The sequence below is a fragment of the Actinacidiphila glaucinigra genome (genome assembly GCF_035918135.1).
GTDB lineage: Bacteria > Actinomycetota > Actinomycetes > Streptomycetales > Streptomycetaceae > Actinacidiphila > Actinacidiphila glaucinigra.
The window spans coordinates 5,937,872-5,952,431 of the sequence record NZ_CP109144.1; the positions used below are offsets into that span (position 1 = coordinate 5,937,872).

At 74.8% G+C, this 14,560-nt stretch carries 12 protein-coding genes and 1 pseudogene; 2 read left to right on the forward strand and 11 right to left on the reverse strand.

The genetic code is table 11. The features are described from left to right. Positions 1-20 precede the first annotated feature (20 nt). The 11 genes and pseudogenes from OIE69_RS26635 to OIE69_RS26685 all read right to left on the reverse strand — a co-directional run bounded on the left by OIE69_RS26635 (position 21) and on the right by OIE69_RS26685 (position 13,046). Complete coding sequence (locus tag OIE69_RS26635; protein WP_326581423.1) at positions 21-1,178, reverse strand: alkaline phosphatase PhoX; 1,158 nt, start codon at positions 1,176-1,178, stop codon at positions 21-23. A gap of 183 nt (positions 1,179-1,361) precedes the next feature. Further along, positions 1,362-2,270: pseudogene (locus tag OIE69_RS26640) on the reverse strand (oxidoreductase); the annotation flags it as partial. Positions 2,271-2,330: 60 nt separating this feature from the next. Then, on the reverse strand, positions 2,331-2,537 hold the full coding sequence (locus OIE69_RS26645; protein WP_326576233.1) for an antitoxin: 207 nt from the start codon (positions 2,535-2,537) through the stop codon (positions 2,331-2,333). A gap of 557 nt (positions 2,538-3,094) precedes the next feature. Then, positions 3,095-3,742, reverse strand: coding sequence for a PhzF family phenazine biosynthesis protein (locus OIE69_RS26650; protein ID WP_326576234.1), 648 nt, complete (start codon positions 3,740-3,742; stop codon positions 3,095-3,097). A gap of 28 nt (positions 3,743-3,770) precedes the next feature. Further along, positions 3,771-4,103, reverse strand: coding sequence for a nitrite reductase small subunit NirD (nirD, locus tag OIE69_RS26655; RefSeq protein WP_326576235.1), 333 nt, complete (start codon positions 4,101-4,103; stop codon positions 3,771-3,773). Next, the gene (nirB, locus tag OIE69_RS26660) at positions 4,100-6,685 is read right to left on the reverse strand and encodes a nitrite reductase large subunit NirB (protein WP_326576236.1); all 2,586 of its coding nucleotides are present in this window, start codon (positions 6,683-6,685) and stop codon (positions 4,100-4,102) included. Before nirB ends, nirD begins: the two co-directional genes overlap by 4 nt. A gap of 1 nt (position 6,686) precedes the next feature. Next, positions 6,687-8,015, reverse strand: coding sequence for an NAD(P)/FAD-dependent oxidoreductase (locus OIE69_RS26665; RefSeq protein WP_396571557.1), 1,329 nt, complete (start codon positions 8,013-8,015; stop codon positions 6,687-6,689). Between the two features lie 117 nt (positions 8,016-8,132). Continuing rightward, positions 8,133-8,537, reverse strand: coding sequence for a PIN domain-containing protein (locus OIE69_RS26670; protein ID WP_326576238.1), 405 nt, complete (start codon positions 8,535-8,537; stop codon positions 8,133-8,135). Beyond that, positions 8,534-8,752 carry a type II toxin-antitoxin system VapB family antitoxin gene (locus OIE69_RS26675; protein WP_326576239.1) on the reverse strand — a complete coding sequence of 73 codons (219 nt, stop codon included), beginning with the start codon at positions 8,750-8,752 and terminating at the stop codon, positions 8,534-8,536. Before OIE69_RS26675 ends, OIE69_RS26670 begins: the two co-directional genes overlap by 4 nt. A gap of 19 nt (positions 8,753-8,771) precedes the next feature. Next, on the reverse strand, positions 8,772-10,889 hold the full coding sequence (locus OIE69_RS26680; RefSeq protein ID WP_326576240.1) for a molybdopterin oxidoreductase family protein: 2,118 nt from the start codon (positions 10,887-10,889) through the stop codon (positions 8,772-8,774). A 1,479-nt stretch (positions 10,890-12,368) separates the two neighbouring features. Next, positions 12,369-13,046 (reverse strand): SanA/YdcF family protein, encoded by a 678-nt coding sequence (locus OIE69_RS26685; protein WP_326581424.1) that lies wholly within the window; start codon positions 13,044-13,046, stop codon positions 12,369-12,371. An 83-nt stretch (positions 13,047-13,129) separates the two neighbouring features. Between OIE69_RS26685 and OIE69_RS26690 the strand changes: the two genes are divergently transcribed. Both OIE69_RS26690 and OIE69_RS26695 read left to right on the forward strand, forming a co-directional pair. After that, positions 13,130-13,552: a gamma-glutamylcyclotransferase family protein gene (locus tag OIE69_RS26690; protein WP_326576242.1), complete on the forward strand. Its 423-nt coding sequence runs from the start codon at positions 13,130-13,132 to the stop codon at positions 13,550-13,552. A 104-nt stretch (positions 13,553-13,656) separates the two neighbouring features. After that, the gene (locus tag OIE69_RS26695) at positions 13,657-14,538 is read left to right on the forward strand and encodes a sirohydrochlorin chelatase (protein WP_326576244.1); all 882 of its coding nucleotides are present in this window, start codon (positions 13,657-13,659) and stop codon (positions 14,536-14,538) included. Positions 14,539-14,560: the final 22 nt, after the last annotated feature.

Sequence of the window (14,560 nt, forward strand, 5' to 3'; positions counted from 1 at the left end):
CCCGCTTCCGTTCCGCCCGGCTACGAACGGAACGGGCCGCGCACCTCGTAGGTGATGCCGCCGGACGAACTGCCGCTCGTGCCGCGCTGGGAGGAGAAGTACAGCCGGGTGCCGTCGGGGGAGAAGGCGGGACCGGTGATCTCGGAGCCGGACTGGCCGCCGACGCGCAGGAACGGCGAGACGACGTCGGCCGGGGTGATCAGGCAGATCTCCATGTTGCCGCCGTCCTCGGCGACGTAGAGGTCGCCCGAGGAGCTGCCGGTGATGTTGTCCACGCCCGTCAGCGGGGCGCTGCCGGAGACGAGGGAGTCGTCGTAGGCCAGCGCGTAGGTGCCGGCGGCCAGGTCGAGGCGCCAGACGCGGTTGTCGCCCTTGGTGGTGAACCAGACGGTGTCGTCGGCGTAGTGGCAGCCCTCGCCGCCGTTGAACTTCTTCGCGCCGGAGACCTGGCTGCGGGTGGCGGTCGGGGAGCCGTCGGGGTCCGGCACGTTCGCCCAGGTGAAGGAGCCCGAGGCGGCGGTGCCGGCGACCAGCACCTGCAGGGTCCCGGCGGACAGGTCGCCCCAGGTGGCCGGGACGAACCGGTAGAAGCAGCCGTTGGTCTCGTCCTCGGTCAGGTAGACCGCCTTGCGCACGGGGTCGGCGGCCGCCGCCTCGTGCTTGAACCGGCCCATGGCGGCGCGGCGGACGGCCGCCTCCACGCCGCGGGGGTCGGTCTCGTAGACGTAGCCGAGGCTGACCTCCTCGCAGGACAGCCAGCTGTTCCAGGGCGTCCTGCCGCCGGCGCAGTTCTGCCGGCTGCCGGAGAGGATCCGGTAGGCACCCGTGACGTTGCCCGAGGAGTTGAACCGCACCGCGCTCGCGCCGCCGCCCGGGTTGACCTCCGAGTTGGAGACGTAGATCCAGCCGGTGCCGTCGGCGAAGCACGCGCCGCCGTCGGGCGCGCTGTGCCAGGTGTACGAGGTCCCCGCGACGGTCTGGCCGGAGCGGGCGATCACCCGGCTGGTGAAACCACCGGGCAGGGCGATGCCGTTGGCGTCGGGCGCCAGCAGCGCGCCGTAGGGGCCGGTACCGGGCTGGGCGGGTGCGGCGTACACCGCCCCGCGCATCAGGGTGCCTCCGAAGGCGGCCGCCGAGCTGCCGACCACCGCTCCGCGTAAGAAGGTTCGACGTTCCACGATCACTCCAGGGACGACGGGTGGCCCGCCCGGACCCGACGCCGCGGGCGGGTCGCGCACCGGAAGGTTAGGGCGCGCCCCCTGACGTGGGCACCAACGCAGCGTGAACCCTCCGCCACGGTCTGCCGGATTCACCGTCATGGCGGACGGCGCGGGGCGGCGCGGCTCACCCGCCGCGGGCAGCTCGTAGCGGACGCCCGTGAGCTGCTCGGAAGCCGCCCACAACAGCTCGCCCGACCGGTCGTCGCGGGTCCACGGGGCGCGCCAGGAGGGAACGGGGGAGCCGCGCCACCCCTGGAAGCGGGGGCCGGTGAAGGAGTCGGGGAGCACACCGGGCGCCGTGGCGGCGTACAGCAGCGGGAGCGCGCCGGCGTCCGCGGACTGGGCGATCACCCGGTTCCCGAGGTTCACCACGCGCTCGACGGTCCGGCGGTTCTCCATGCGCGCGGCGCGGGTCTGCAGGCCGGTGCTGGCGTAGCCGGGGTGCGCCGCCGCGGCGACGGTCGCGGCGCCCGCGGCCGCCAGCCGCCGGGACAACTCGTGGACGAAGAGCAGATTGGCGCTCTTGGACCGGGCGTAGGCGATCCAACGGCGGTAGCGGCGCTCGCTGTTGAGGTCGCCCGGGTCGATGGTGGCGATCGCGTGCATGCCGCTGGAGACGGAGACGATCCGCGCGCCAGGGGTGGCCATCAGGCGCGGCAGCAGCAGGCCGGTGAGGGCGAAGTGGCCGAGGTGGTTCACGCCCATCTGGGTCTCGAAGCCGTCGGCGGTGGTGCCGTAGGGCAGCGCCATCACACCGGCGTTGTTGACCAGCAGGTCGAGGGCGCTGGCGTCGTACCCGGCGGCGAAGGCGCGCACCGAGGACAGGTCCCCCAGGTCGAGGTGGCGGTATCCGGCGCGGGCGTCGGGCACTTCGGCCTTCAGGCGGTCGACGGCCTCCTTGCCGCGCGCCTCGCTGCGGCAGGCGAGCAGCACCCTCGCGCCCCTGCGGGCGAGTTCGCGGGCGGTGCAGTATCCGATGCCGCTGTTCGCTCCGGTGACGACGGCCGTGCGGCCGCTCTGGTCGGGGATGTCGTTCGCGGTCCACAGCATGCGGGCCAGCGTAGGGCCGCCGCGCCGCCCTTCACACGGGTGCGCGACGGCCCTTCGGCGTCAGGAGTGCGGGGGACGGTCCTCGCCGGTGCCGCCGGTGCCGCCGGTGCCGAACTCGTCGCCCATCTTGTCCTGAGCGGTGTCGACCTGGCGCTGGTACTTCCCGCCGGTCTTGTCGTCCAGCATGTCGCCGCCCTTGTCGATGCCCTTCTGGGCCTGGCTCTCGTGGCCCTTCAGCTTGGCCTTGATCTTGTCGAACATGGACATCGCTGTCCTCCTCGCCGTCAGTGGCACTTCTCTCAGCATCACCGCCCCGACGAAGATCCGCATCCGGAGCCCGCGGTGTCCCGAATCCGCAGGTCAGAGGGCCCGTGTGAGCCGCGCTCGCGGTGGCCGCCCGCATGGCGGCCGCCCGCCGGACGGTGTACGCGAATCCCGGGGCGCCCCGCGCGGCGGCGTTCCCCTCGCGCACGCCCCGCCGGGTCCGGCCGCCGTGCGCCGGGGCCGCCGGGCACGGGGACCACCGGCCGGTCCGGTGCCGTGCGGCGGCTGCCGTCGGCCGGGTTCTTCCGGCGCGGCCGCCGCGGGTTCGCGCCGTGAGTCGGCACGACCCGTCGGCGTTCGGCATGGGGAGGGGGTGTGATGTGCCGTCCCGGGCGGGGGCGGACGGCCGGCGGGGTTTGAGTCGGCCGGGGCGACGCAAGGGGCGTCTGCCTGGTGCAGCGAGCCGACCGTGGCGCGCCGGCCACGGTGACCACCGGACGAAGTCCGCCGCGGCAGGGCCACGACGCCGTGCGCCGGGGCCCTGCCGGAACGGCGGCGGGTCAGGGGGCGGGGGAGACCCGGCCGCCGATGTCGACGGTGCCGTCGGGGTGGGGGCGGGTCAGGATCTGCGAGGCCGCGCCCTGGCGGACGTCCAGCGGGCGTCCCAGCTCGGCGGTGAGCACCAGGGCGGCGGCCCCGGTCGCCTCGTCCTCGACGATCCCGTCGCCGCGTCGCGGGAAGGCCCGCGCGCGGACGCGCCCGGCCGCCTCGTCCGCCCAGGCCCACGCGTAGAGCCAGCCCTCACCGGGCGGCGGCGCGGGCAGCGCGTCCACTTCCGCGGGTGAGCCGAACCGCCGGGTGCGACGTCCCGACGCCCACTCCGCGCGCCCGCGCACCCAGGTGAGCCCGCCCTCCGTCCAGGCCTTCACCTCGCCGGCCGGCGGCCGCAGCACCTCGGCGCCGAGCAGCCACGCCGTCCCCACCGCCGGATGGCCCGCGAAGGGCAGCCGCGCGCTCGGCGTCCAGATGTCGATGACACCGCGACCGGTGTCGTCGACGAACACGGTCTCGCTGTGGCCGAGCTCGGCGGCCAGCCGCCGCCGCGCCTCCGCCCCGGGCACGGACGCGCCGTCCCGCACCACCCCGAGCAGGTTCCCGCCCCGCCCGTCGGGACCGACGAACACCCGCAGCACCTCGACCTCGGCCATGGACCGATTCCAGCAGGTGCCGCGCCCGTCACCGCATCCGCACGGGGAAGGCCGGGACCGAGACCGCCCCGTCGTCGAGGCAGCGGCCGTTCTCGAGGTCGAAGCGCTGCTTGAGCAGCGGGGAGGCGACGAAGGCCCGGCCCTCGGCGGTGGAGCCGATCAGGCCGCGGGACAGGACGTAGGCGCCCGTGAAGGGGTCGCGGTTGTCGATGGCGTACGCGCGCCCGTGCCGGTCGGTGAACAGGGCCGCCTGCCGGCCGTCGGGGAGGAGGGCGGCGACGCCGCGGCCGGGGGTGAGGGCGTCGTGGTCGCACACGGCGAACCAGTCGGCGGTGCCCGGGAGGAGGACTTCGACGTTCATGCGGTGGTGGTCCCTTCGAGGGTGCGGACGGCGAGCACGGGGCCGGCGAGCAGGCCGAGGTCGGGCTTGACCTGGTCCCGCTCGGGGACGAAGCGGACGGAGGGGTCGGGCACGCCGGGCGCGTTGACGAAGGAGACGAAGCGCCGCAGCCGCTCCGGGTCGTCCAGCGTCTCGGCCCACTCGTCGCGGTAGTTGGCGACATGGCCGGCCATCTGCCGCTCCAGCTCCTCGCAGATGCCGAGCGAGTCGTGGACGACGACGTCCCGTACGTGGCCGAGCCCGCCCTCGATCCGCTCCAGCCAGGCGGACGTGCGCTCCAGGCGGTCGGCGGTACGGATGTAGAACATCAGGAAGCGGTCGATCAGGCGGACCAGTTCGGCGTCGCTCAGGTCCTGGGCGAGCAGGTCCGCATGGCGCGGGGTGGCGCCGCCGTTGCCGCCGACGTAGAGGTTCCAGCCGCCCACGGTGGCGATGACGCCGAAGTCCTTGCTCCGCGCCTCCGCGCACTCGCGCTGGCAGCCGGAGACGGCGGACTTGAGCTTGTGCGGGGAGCGCAGGCCCCGGTAGCGCAGCTCCAGGTCGATGGCCATGCGGACGCTGTCCTGCACGCCGTAGCGGCACCAGGTCTGCCCGACGCAGGACTTCACGGTGCGCAGCGCCTTGCCGTACGCGTGCCCGGACTCGAAGCCGGCGTCCACCAGCCGGGCCCAGATCACCGGGAGCTGGTCGACCCGGGCGCCGAACAGGTCGATCCGCTGCCCGCCGGTGATCTTGGTGTAGAGGCCGAAGTCGCGGGCCACCTCGCCGATCACGATCAGCTTCTCCGGGGTGATCTCGCCGCCGGGGATGCGGGGCACGATCGAGTACGAGCCGTTCCGCTGCAGGTTGGCCAGGAAGTGGTCGTTGGTGTCCTGCAGCGCTGCCTGCTCGCCGTCCAGGACGTAGCCGGAGGCGCCGATCGCCGGGGCGAGCGAGGCGATGATCGAACCCACGGCCGGCTTGCAGACCTCGCAGCCGTCGCCCCCGCGGGCGCCCTCGCGGCCGTGACGGTCGAGCAGTTCGCGGAAACCGGTGATCCGCAGCGCCCGCACGATCTCGAAGAGCTCCTGGCGGGTGTGGGCGAAGCAGCCGCACAGCCCCTTGTCGACCTCGACGCCGGAGGCCTCCAGCTCGGCGGTGACCAGTTGGCCCAGCACCTTCACGCAACTGCCGCAGCCGGTCCCGGCCCTGGTGCACTTCGTCACCTCGGGGACGGTCGCGCAGCCGTGTTCGGTGACGGCGCCGCGGATCGTGCCCTTGGTGACGTTGTGGCAGGAGCAGATCACCGCCTCGTCCGGCAGCGCGGACGGCCCCAGCGCCACGGGGGCACCCGCGCCCGCCGGGAGCACCAGATGCTCCGCGGGGACCGGCGGCACGGAGCCGGTGAGCGGGCGCAGCATGCCGTACTGCTCCGCGTCGCCGACGAGGATGCCGCCCAGCAGCACGCCGTCGCGCGAGACGACCAGCTTCTTGTAGACCCCGGAGCGGGAGTCGGAGTAGACCACGTCGAGGCAGCCCGCGGTCGCCCCGTGCGCGTCGCCGAAGGAGGCCACGTCCACGCCGAGCAGCTTCAGCTTGGTGGAGGTGTCGGCGCCGGTGAAGGAGCCGTCCTCGCCGGCGATGGCCTTCGCCGCGGTCTCCGCCATCTCGTAGCCCGGCGCCACCAGGCCGTACACCCGGCCGTCGGAGGCCAGGGCGCACTCGCCGATCGCGTAGACCTGCGGGTCCTCGGTGCGGCAGGCCGCGTCGACGACGATGCCGCCGCGCTCCCCGACCGGCAGTCCGCACTCCCGGGCGAGCTGGTCGCGCGGCCGTACGCCCGCGGAGAAGACCACCAGGTCGGTCTCGAGCGACGAGCCGTCCGACAGCGCCATGGCCCGGACCGAGCCGTCGCCGGCCGTGAGGATCTCCTGCGTGCCCACCCCCGTGTGGACGGCCACGCCCATCTCCTCGACGGTGCGCCGCAGCGCCTCGCCGCCGCCCTCGTCGACCTGCACCGGCATCAGCCGGGGAGCGAACTCCACGACATGTGTGTCCAGTCCGAGCCCCTTGAGGGCGCCGGCCGCCTCCAGTCCGAGGAGCCCGCCGCCGACGACCGCGCCGGTGCGGGAGGTCATCGCGTACTCCTCGATCGCCAGCAGGTCCTCGATGGTGCGGTAGACGAAGCAGCCGCCCGCGTCCCTGCCGGGGACCGGCGGTACGAAGGGGTACGAGCCGGTGGCCAGCACCAGGGTGTCGTAGCCGACGGTGAGGCCGGAGCGGGCCGTGACGGTCCGTGCCTCCCGGTCGATCGTCACCGCCGGGTCGCCCAGGTGCAGTTCGATGCCGTGCTCCGCCATGAAGCCGGCCTCCACCAGGGAGAGCGCCTCGGGGCCGGTGCCGGCGAAGTACGAGCTGAGGTGGACGCGGTCGTACGCCGGGCGGGGCTCCTCGCAGAGCACCACCACCCGCGCGCGGGAGGTCAGGCCCCGGTCGGCCAGCGCCTCCAGGAACCGCTGTCCGACCATCCCGTGGCCGACGAGCACAATGGTGGGCGTGGTCATGTCAGGACCCTCCGTTGTCGGTGAGCAGGTGGAGCGGGGGAGAGGGCAGTGGCTCGTCGCCCTCCCAGGTGCGGGCGAGGGTGCCCACGGTGCCGAGGTCGCCGAGGAGGATGCCGCCGACGAGGCGGTCACCGCGCAGGACGACCTTCCGGTACGCGCCGCGCGTGGCGTCGGCGAGCCGGAGCACGTCGTCGCCCGGGGCGGGGGTGGTCTCGCCGAACGAGGCGATGTCCAGGGCCGCCGGGCCGTTGAGGGTGAGCCGGGTCAGCGAACGGGTGCCGCCGTACCGCGGCGCCGGGCCGGCCGTCAGGACGTCCGCCAGCGCGTCCGCCTGCTCGGTGGCCGGGCCCGCGAGACCGTAGACGACGCCGGCGTGCTGGGCGCAGTCGCCGATGGCGTGGACCGACGGGTCCGAGGTGCGCAGCGCGTCGTCCACCACCACCCCCCTGGCGACCGCCAGCCCCGCCGCCTGGGCGAGCCCGACGCGCGGCCGGACGCCGCAGGCCAGCACGACCAGGTCGGTGCCGAGGCGGTAGCCGTCGGCGAGTTCGACCGCGGTGACGACGGGACGCGCCGCCCGGCCCTCGCCGCCCGCCCCGCGGGGCAGGGTCAGCGGACGCGCCCCGGCGGGAGTGCCTCCCGTGCGCGCCGCCAGGGCCAGCCGCAACTGCCGCGAGGGCTCCGCGCCGCCGTCCGCGTCACGGGTCAGCAGACCGCGCACCCGGCACTGGGTGTGCACCTCGACACCCAGCCCCTCCAGATGTGCGCGCAGCAACTCGGCCGCGGAGGCGTCGAGATGGCGTTCCATCAGGTGCTCGCCCTGGGTGGCGACCACCACCTGCGCCCCGCGTGCCGCCAGCGCCCGCGCCGCCGACACCCCGAGCAGCCCGCCGCCGACGACCACCGCGCGGGCCCCGGGGCGCACCGCCGCCGAGAGCGCCAGGCAGTCGTCCATCGTCCGGAAGGCGTGCACCCCCTCCGGGAAGGAGCCGCTGTCCTCCGCGAACAGCCCGCGCAGCGGCGGCAGCACCGGATTGGAGCCGGTCGCCAGCACCAGCCGGTCGTACCGCAGCACGCCGCCGTCGTCACAGACCACGGCCCGCTCGGCGCGGTCGATCCGCACCACCCGGACACCCCTGCGGACCGCCGCGCCGGGCACCCCCGGCAGGGCGACCGCCTCCGGCGCGTACCGGCCCGCCAGCACCTCCGCGAGCAGCACCCGGTTGTACGGGGCGTGCCGCTCCTCGCCGACCACCGTGACGTCCGCCCCGGAGGGCGCCAGACGCTGCGCGAGGCGCGCCCCCGCCATTCCGCCGCCGACCACCACCATCCTCATGGCACGAGCCTGCGGTGCCGCTGTTACCCGGCCGGATCCCCGTCGTTTCCCCCGGGGAACAGTGCCCTCAGCGCCGGACCGGCCCGGCTGTGAGCCCGAAGCGGCATCCGGCTACGGCCGGTCGACCCTGATCATGGCGATACCGGGCCGGACCTCGGCCACCGACGCGAAGTCCTGATCGGCGTGGATCAGGGTCAGGCCGTGGGCCTCCGCGGTCAGCGCGATGAGGATGTCCACGGGCGACGGGCCCCTGTGGTGCCCGATGGCGATCAGATCACGCTGCACGGCGTGGATCCGGCGCCAGGGATCGTCGAGCGCCGGGCACCGGCCGAAGGTCCGGCGGAGTACGGCGAGAAACGGCTCGTACTCGCGATCGGAGCGCACACCGGTCATCAACTCGGCTTCGACCGGCGGGCACATGGCGACCAGCCCCCGGGCCACATGCGTGGGCCACGGCTCGGGGATCTGCCGCCGCAACAGGCGCCGCATCGCCGAGGTGTCGGCGAGGTAGCTCATCGGCCGCCGCGCTCCTGCTCCGCCAGGTAGTCGAAGTCCAGGACGTCCTCGGCGCGCTCCTGGAGCCACGCGAGACCGCGGGCACGGTCGTCGGCGCTCGTCCCGGCCGCTATCGACAGGGCCAGGTTGATCGTCTCGCGCTTCGTCCTGGTGCCGAGCTGCCGTTGGGCTTGGGCGAGCATCGCGTCGTCCAGATCGATGACCGTGCGTGCCATGATCGCCTCCGGGTTGATATCAGACGTCGACGGTCCGCGGCTGCGCCCGCTCGACGCGGACCGCGCACACCTTGAACTCCGGCATGCGGGACGTCGGGTCGAGCGCCGGATTGGTGAGGGTGTTCGCCCGGCCCTCGCCCGCCCAGTGGAAGGGCATGAAGACCGTGTCCGGACGGATGGCGCGGTCCACCCGGGCCGGCGCCACCGCGCGGCCCCGGCGGGACGTGACGGCGACCGGGTCGCCCTCGGCGACACCGATGCGCTCGGCCAGACGCGGGTGGAGCTGTACGAACGGACCGGGCGCGGCGGCGTTCAGCTCCGCCACCCGCCGCGTCTGGGCGCCCGACTGGTACTGCGCCAGCACGCGGCCGGTCGTCAGGTACAGCGGGAAGTCCCCGTCCGGCTCCTCGGCCGCGGGCCGGTGCAGCACCGGCACGAACTTGGCCCGGCCGTCCGGCGTCGCGAAACGGTCGAGGAACAGCCGGGGCGTGCCCGGGTGCGCGGCGGCCTCCCCGGCCGCCGGTTCCGGGCACGGCCAGAACACGCCGTCCTCCGCCTCGATCCGGCGGTAGGTGATCCCCGAGTAGTCCGCGGGCCCGCCCGCCGACGCGCGGCGCAGCTCGTCGAAGACCTCCTCCGGGTCGGCAGGGAAGCCCTTCTCCCGGCCCAGCCGCGAGGCCAGCCCGTTCAGCACGTACAGGTCGCTGCGCACGCCCTCCGGCGGGTCCACGGCCCTGCGCCGCAGCAGCACCCTGCCCTCCAGGTTCGTCGTGGTGCCCGTCTCCTCGGCCCACTGCGTCACCGGCAGCACCACGTCGGCCATCGCCGCCGTCTCCGACAGCACCACGTCGCACACGGCGAGGAAGTCCAGCGCCGCGATGCGCTCCGTGACGTGCGCCGCCCGCGGCGCGGAGACCACCGGGTTGGAGCCCATCAGCAGCAGGCCCTTCACATCCCGGCCCAGCGCGTCCAGCAGCTCGTACGCGCTGCGCCCCGGCCCCGGCAGGTCGTCCGGGTCGACCCCCCACACCCCGGCCACGTGGGCGCGGGCCGCCGGGTCGTCGAGCCTGCGGTAGCCCGGCAGCTGGTCGGCCTTCTGGCCGTGCTCCCGGCCGCCCTGGCCGTTGCCCTGCCCCGTGAGGCAGCCGTACCCCGACAGCGGCCGCCCCGCGCGGCCCGTCGCCAGGCACAGGTTGATCCACGCGCTCACCGTGTCCGTGCCCTTCGACTGCTGCTCCGGGCCCCGCGCGGTCAGCACCATCGCCTCCGGCACGCCGCAGAACATCTCCACCGCCTCACGGAGCCTCGGCACCGGCACCCCCGTGATCCGCTCGACCAGCTCGGGCCAGAGCGTCATCGCCGCGGCGCGCGCCTCCGGCCAGCCCGTCGTCCGCTCCGCGACGAAGTCCTCGTCCACGCGGCCCTCCGCGACCACCAGGTGCAGCAGGCCGAGCGCGAGGGCGAGATCGGTGCCGGGACGCGGCTGCAGGTGCAGGTCGGCGTGCTCGGCGGTGCGCGTACGGCGCGGGTCCACGACGATCAGGCGGCCGCCGTTCTCCTTCAGCTCCGTGAAGTAGCGCAGCGCGGGCGGCATCGTCTCGGCCAGGTTCGAGCCGACCAGGATCACGCAGCCGGTCCGCGGGATGTCCGCCAGCGGGAACGGCAGGCCCCGGTCCAGCCCGAAGGCCCTGGAGTGCGCGGCGGCGGCGGAGGACATGCAGAAGCGGCCGTTGTAGTCGATCTGGGAGGTCCGCAGCACGACGCGGGCGAACTTGCCCAGGGCGTACGCCTTCTCGTTCGTCAGCCCCCCGCCGCCGAAGACGCCGACGGCGTCCGGGCCGTGGGCGGCCCGCACCCGGAGCAGGCCTTCCGCGACCCGGTCCAGGGCGTCCCCCCAGGGGGCAGGCTCCAGCCGCCCGGAGGCGCGGTTCCTGACCAGGGGCCCGGCCAGACGCGCCTGAGGGGACAGCACGGCGGGCGCGGTGCGTCCCTTGCCGCACAGGGCGCCCTTGTTCACGGGGAAGTCGCGCTCCACGACGTCCAGGGCGCCTGCCGCGGTGCGGACCAGGCCCATTCCGCACTGCAGGGCGCAGTAGGGGCAGTGGGTGTCGACGGTTCCGCCTGCGCTCGCGCTCATGCCGTCCACGATGCGGCGCCGGTGTTTCGCGGCGCGCGCGTGGGCGTTACGGCGGGCGCACGGTGCGCTCCCTGCGGGGCTGTGCGGGGTGTGAGGCGCTGCGGCCGCCTCCTTGCGGCCGGTTGTTGTGTGCGGGTCGTTTGCGCTTGCGGGCGGCTGCGCCGGGCTGCCCGGTGGTTGTGTGCGGGTGCGTTGCGGTTGCGGTGCCCCTTGCGGCCGGTTGTTGTGTGCGGGTCGTTTGCGCCTGCGGGCGGCTGCGCCGGGCTGCCCGGTGGTTGTGTGCGGGTGCGTTGCGGTTGCGGTGCCCCTTGCGGCCGGTTGTCGTGTGCGGGTTGTTTGCGCCTGCGGCGGGCTGTCCCCCGCCCTCCCGCCCTCCCCTAGCCTTCGGCCGGGGGGACCCCCATCCGGCGCGGTCAGTGAACGCCTTGCAGGGTGCGTGGTGGGCCGGGGGCGGGGCCTCCGGGGCTGCACGTCCTGGACTGGGTTATTTACGTGCATGGCGGGCGGTACTTGTTGTGCCCCGGATGCCGCACACAAATATCCCGCAGCGTCCAGAACATCCACCCCTACGACCCCGCCCCCTCCGTATCCGTGAGCGACTGACGGCCGGAGGGGGGTGAGGCGGTCCGGGGTTGCCGCACGCGTCTTACCGAACGCCCACGGCCATGGGGGTGGTGGCTGAGGCCCGCGCTGGCTCCGGCACGATCGGGTGCTCGGGCCGATGCCGGCGGTAGGGCGCGCGGGCGCTGAGGTGAGAGGCCTGTTGTTGTGTGCGTGTTCCCGCGCTTTCCGCCTTCGGCCAGGGGGCGGCCTGATTCGGTGTGGTTCCAAGACTGAACCTGGTTGCGGGTCGGCCGCCCGCCGGAGGTCAGGGTGCGTCCCCGCATCGGGGCTCGTCGTGATCTGCCGCCTGGCGGCCTTCGGCATCGCCGTGACATAGGCAAAGCCCTGGAGCGCCGGTGGGCGAGGTGCGTCAGTCGTCCCGTGGGAGGTGCCGCCCCCGGCCACGGGTGCGTGCACCCTTGCTCGGCCTGCGGCCAAGAGACCCCCCGCTGAGGGCAGCTCCCAACCGTGCGGGGAGGGGCCGCCCCCCATCACCCCCCACCGGCCGTTGGTCGCCCCCTGATACGCAGGGGGCGGGGTCGTAGGGGTGGGCGTTCTGGACGCTGACGTGTATTTGTTGTGCGGCACAGACGGCACCTGCCTGGACCGCCCGTCATGCACATAAATATGCGGTACAGAATGCCCAGCCCTGGAGGCCCCGCCCCCGGCCCACCACGAACCGCGCGAGGCCCGCACCAACCATCCGGGATGGGGGTCCCCCCGGCCGAAGGCTGGGGGAGGGAGGGAGGGCGGGGGAGAAACCGCAACCGCAACCACAACGGACCCGCACACAACCACCGGGCCCCACAGAACGCACTCGGACACGACAACGCGCCGCGAGGGGCACCGCACACACCGGGGCGCCCCCCGGGAAGGTCACCCCAGGGCGCGCCCGACCCCACCCTCGCGGGGGCCGAGGAAACGGGGGTCGGGGGTGAACGCCGCGTCGAAGGCGGCCTTCACGGCTCCCGCGACCTCGCGGGTGCCGCCGTAGTACCAGGTGGCGTCGTGCCGCTCGTCGACCCCGACCCCGTACGCCTCGATCCCGGCGGCCTCGCACAACGCCAGCGCCCGCCGTATGTGGAAGCCCTGGCTCACCAGTAGCGCCCGGTCGACGCCGAAGACGCGCCGGGCGCGGGCGCAGGAGTCCCACGTGTCGAAGCCGGCGTAGTCGAGGACGACCTTGTCCCGGGGCACCCCGTGCGCGGCCAGGTAGTCGCGCATCGCGGTGGGCTCGTCGTAGTCGGTGCGGCTGTTGTCGCCCGTGACGAGGACCGCCCGCACCTTGCCCGCCGCCCACAGTTCGGCCGCCGCGTCGAGGCGGTGGGCCAGGTAGGGGGAGGGCTCGCCGTTCCACAGGCCCGCGCCGAAGACGACGGCGACGGGCTCCGCGGGGGCGTCCGCGACCGTGCGGACCCGGTCGTCCGCCGTGACCTGGAGCCACGTCGCGGGCAGCAGCGCCAACACTCCCAGCGCCACGGCGGCCCACAGCAGGTGCCGCCATCCCCGCCTGGAGCGCGGCAGCCGTCGCAGCCGCCGCACGACGGCCGCCACCCGCGATCCCGGCGTCTTCCGGTTCAGGCTTCGTTCCACGTCCGAGTCGACGTCCCGCACGTCCGTGCGGTTCCATGAAGTTGATGCGTGACGACCATTCCCGCCTCCCGTTCTTCGTGTACGGGACCCTGCGGCCCGGCGAGATCAACCACTCCTGGCTGCTGCGGGGCCGGACGACGTCCGAGACGCCCGCGGTGCTGCACGGCGCGCTGCTCTTCGACGGCCCGGGCTACCCGTACGCCGTGGCCGACGGGCGCGGCCGCGTCCACGGCGACGTGATCCATCCGGCCGAGGACCTGTACCAGGAGGTGCTGTCGGACCTCGACCGTCTGGAGGAGTACAGCCCGGGGGCGCCCGGGAACCTGTACGAGCGGGTCGTCCGCGACGTGCGTACCTACTCCGGGCAGACGCTGCCCGCCTGGGTGTACCTGGCGGCCGCGGACCACGAGCGGGAGCTGCGCGAGAAGGGCCGCCCCATCGCCGGCGGCGACTGGAAGCACCGCTGACCCGCGTACGCCCTCACACCGGTGCGCACGACGTGTGAAGCGGCGGAAACCAGTCGTGACGTCGGTGCAACGGCCCGGCAACCGCCGCTCGCGACACTCGGTCCATGACGGCCGAGCAGCCCGCGCCGCACGGCGCGCCAGGACCGGACCACTTCGACAGCACGGCACAGCTCATGTCCCGGATCACCGCGCAGCTCAGCAGCCGGCTCTCCCGGGTGACCCTGAGCTCCGCGCCCCCGCGCCCCCCGGTGCTGGTCGCCGTCGCGCACGGCAGCCGGGACCCGGAGGCGCTGCGCACCGCGCACGCCCTGCTGGACCGCATCAGGGACCTGCGCCCGGGGCTGGCCGTGCGGCTGGGCCACATCGAGATCGACGAGCCGCCGCTGGACGACGCCCTCGCCGCCCTGAGCGGCGAGGTGGTCCTGGTGCCGCTGATGCTGACCCGCGGCCACCACGTCGCACGGGACGTCCCCGGGGCGCTGGCCCGGGCCCCGCACCTGCGCGGACGGGTCGCGGCGCCGCTCGGGCCGCACCCGCTGCTCGCGGAGGCGCTGTACGACCGGCTGGCCGAGGCGGGCTGGCGCCGCACCGGCTCCGGGCGGGCCGCCCGGCGTGCCGGGGTCGTGCTGGCCGCCGCCGGGTCCCGGAACCCGCGGTCGGCCCGCGACACGCAGGCGACGGCAGCCCTGCTGCGGGCGCGGCTGGGCGGCGACGTCCCGGTGGTGCCCGCGTACGCGTCGGCGGGGCCGGACGTCGCCACGGCGGTGCGCCGGCTGGCGGCCGAGGGCCGGGACCGGGTCGCGGTGGCGTCCTGCTTCGCCGCTCCGGGCCGGTTCGCGACGGCGACGGCCGCCGCGGCGCCGTGGATCGCCGCCGCCCCGCTCGGCGCGCATCCGGCGATGGCGGCGCTGGTGCTGCACCGCTACGACCGGGCGCTGGCCGGCACGGCCGGTTCCGCCGCCGCGGCGCAGCCGGCCACCGCGTAGCCACCGGTATCCGCTCGCGCCC

What these genes read in the sequence shown, in the direction of transcription:
- OIE69_RS26645 (WP_326576233.1), bottom strand. Translation starts at nt 2,537, where the DNA reads ATGTCCATGTTCGACAAGATCAAGGCCAAGCTGAAGGGCCACGAGAGC.
- OIE69_RS26650 (WP_326576234.1), bottom strand. Translation starts at nt 3,742, where the DNA reads ATGGCCGAGGTCGAGGTGCTGCGGGTGTTCGTCGGTCCCGACGGGCGG.
- nirD (WP_326576235.1), bottom strand. Translation starts at nt 4,103, where the DNA reads ATGAACGTCGAAGTCCTCCTCCCGGGCACCGCCGACTGGTTCGCCGTG.
- nirB (WP_326576236.1), bottom strand. Translation starts at nt 6,685, where the DNA reads ATGACCACGCCCACCATTGTGCTCGTCGGCCACGGGATGGTCGGACAG.
- OIE69_RS26665 (WP_396571557.1), bottom strand. Translation starts at nt 8,015, where the DNA reads ATGGTGGTGGTCGGCGGCGGAATGGCGGGGGCGCGCCTCGCGCAGCGT.
- OIE69_RS26670 (WP_326576238.1), bottom strand. Translation starts at nt 8,537, where the DNA reads ATGAGCTACCTCGCCGACACCTCGGCGATGCGGCGCCTGTTGCGGCGG.
- OIE69_RS26675 (WP_326576239.1), bottom strand. Translation starts at nt 8,752, where the DNA reads ATGGCACGCACGGTCATCGATCTGGACGACGCGATGCTCGCCCAAGCC.
- OIE69_RS26680 (WP_326576240.1), bottom strand. Translation starts at nt 10,889, where the DNA reads ATGAGCGCGAGCGCAGGCGGAACCGTCGACACCCACTGCCCCTACTGC.
- OIE69_RS26690 (WP_326576242.1), top strand. Translation starts at nt 13,130, where the DNA reads ATGCGTGACGACCATTCCCGCCTCCCGTTCTTCGTGTACGGGACCCTG.
- OIE69_RS26695 (WP_326576244.1), top strand. Translation starts at nt 13,657, where the DNA reads ATGACGGCCGAGCAGCCCGCGCCGCACGGCGCGCCAGGACCGGACCAC.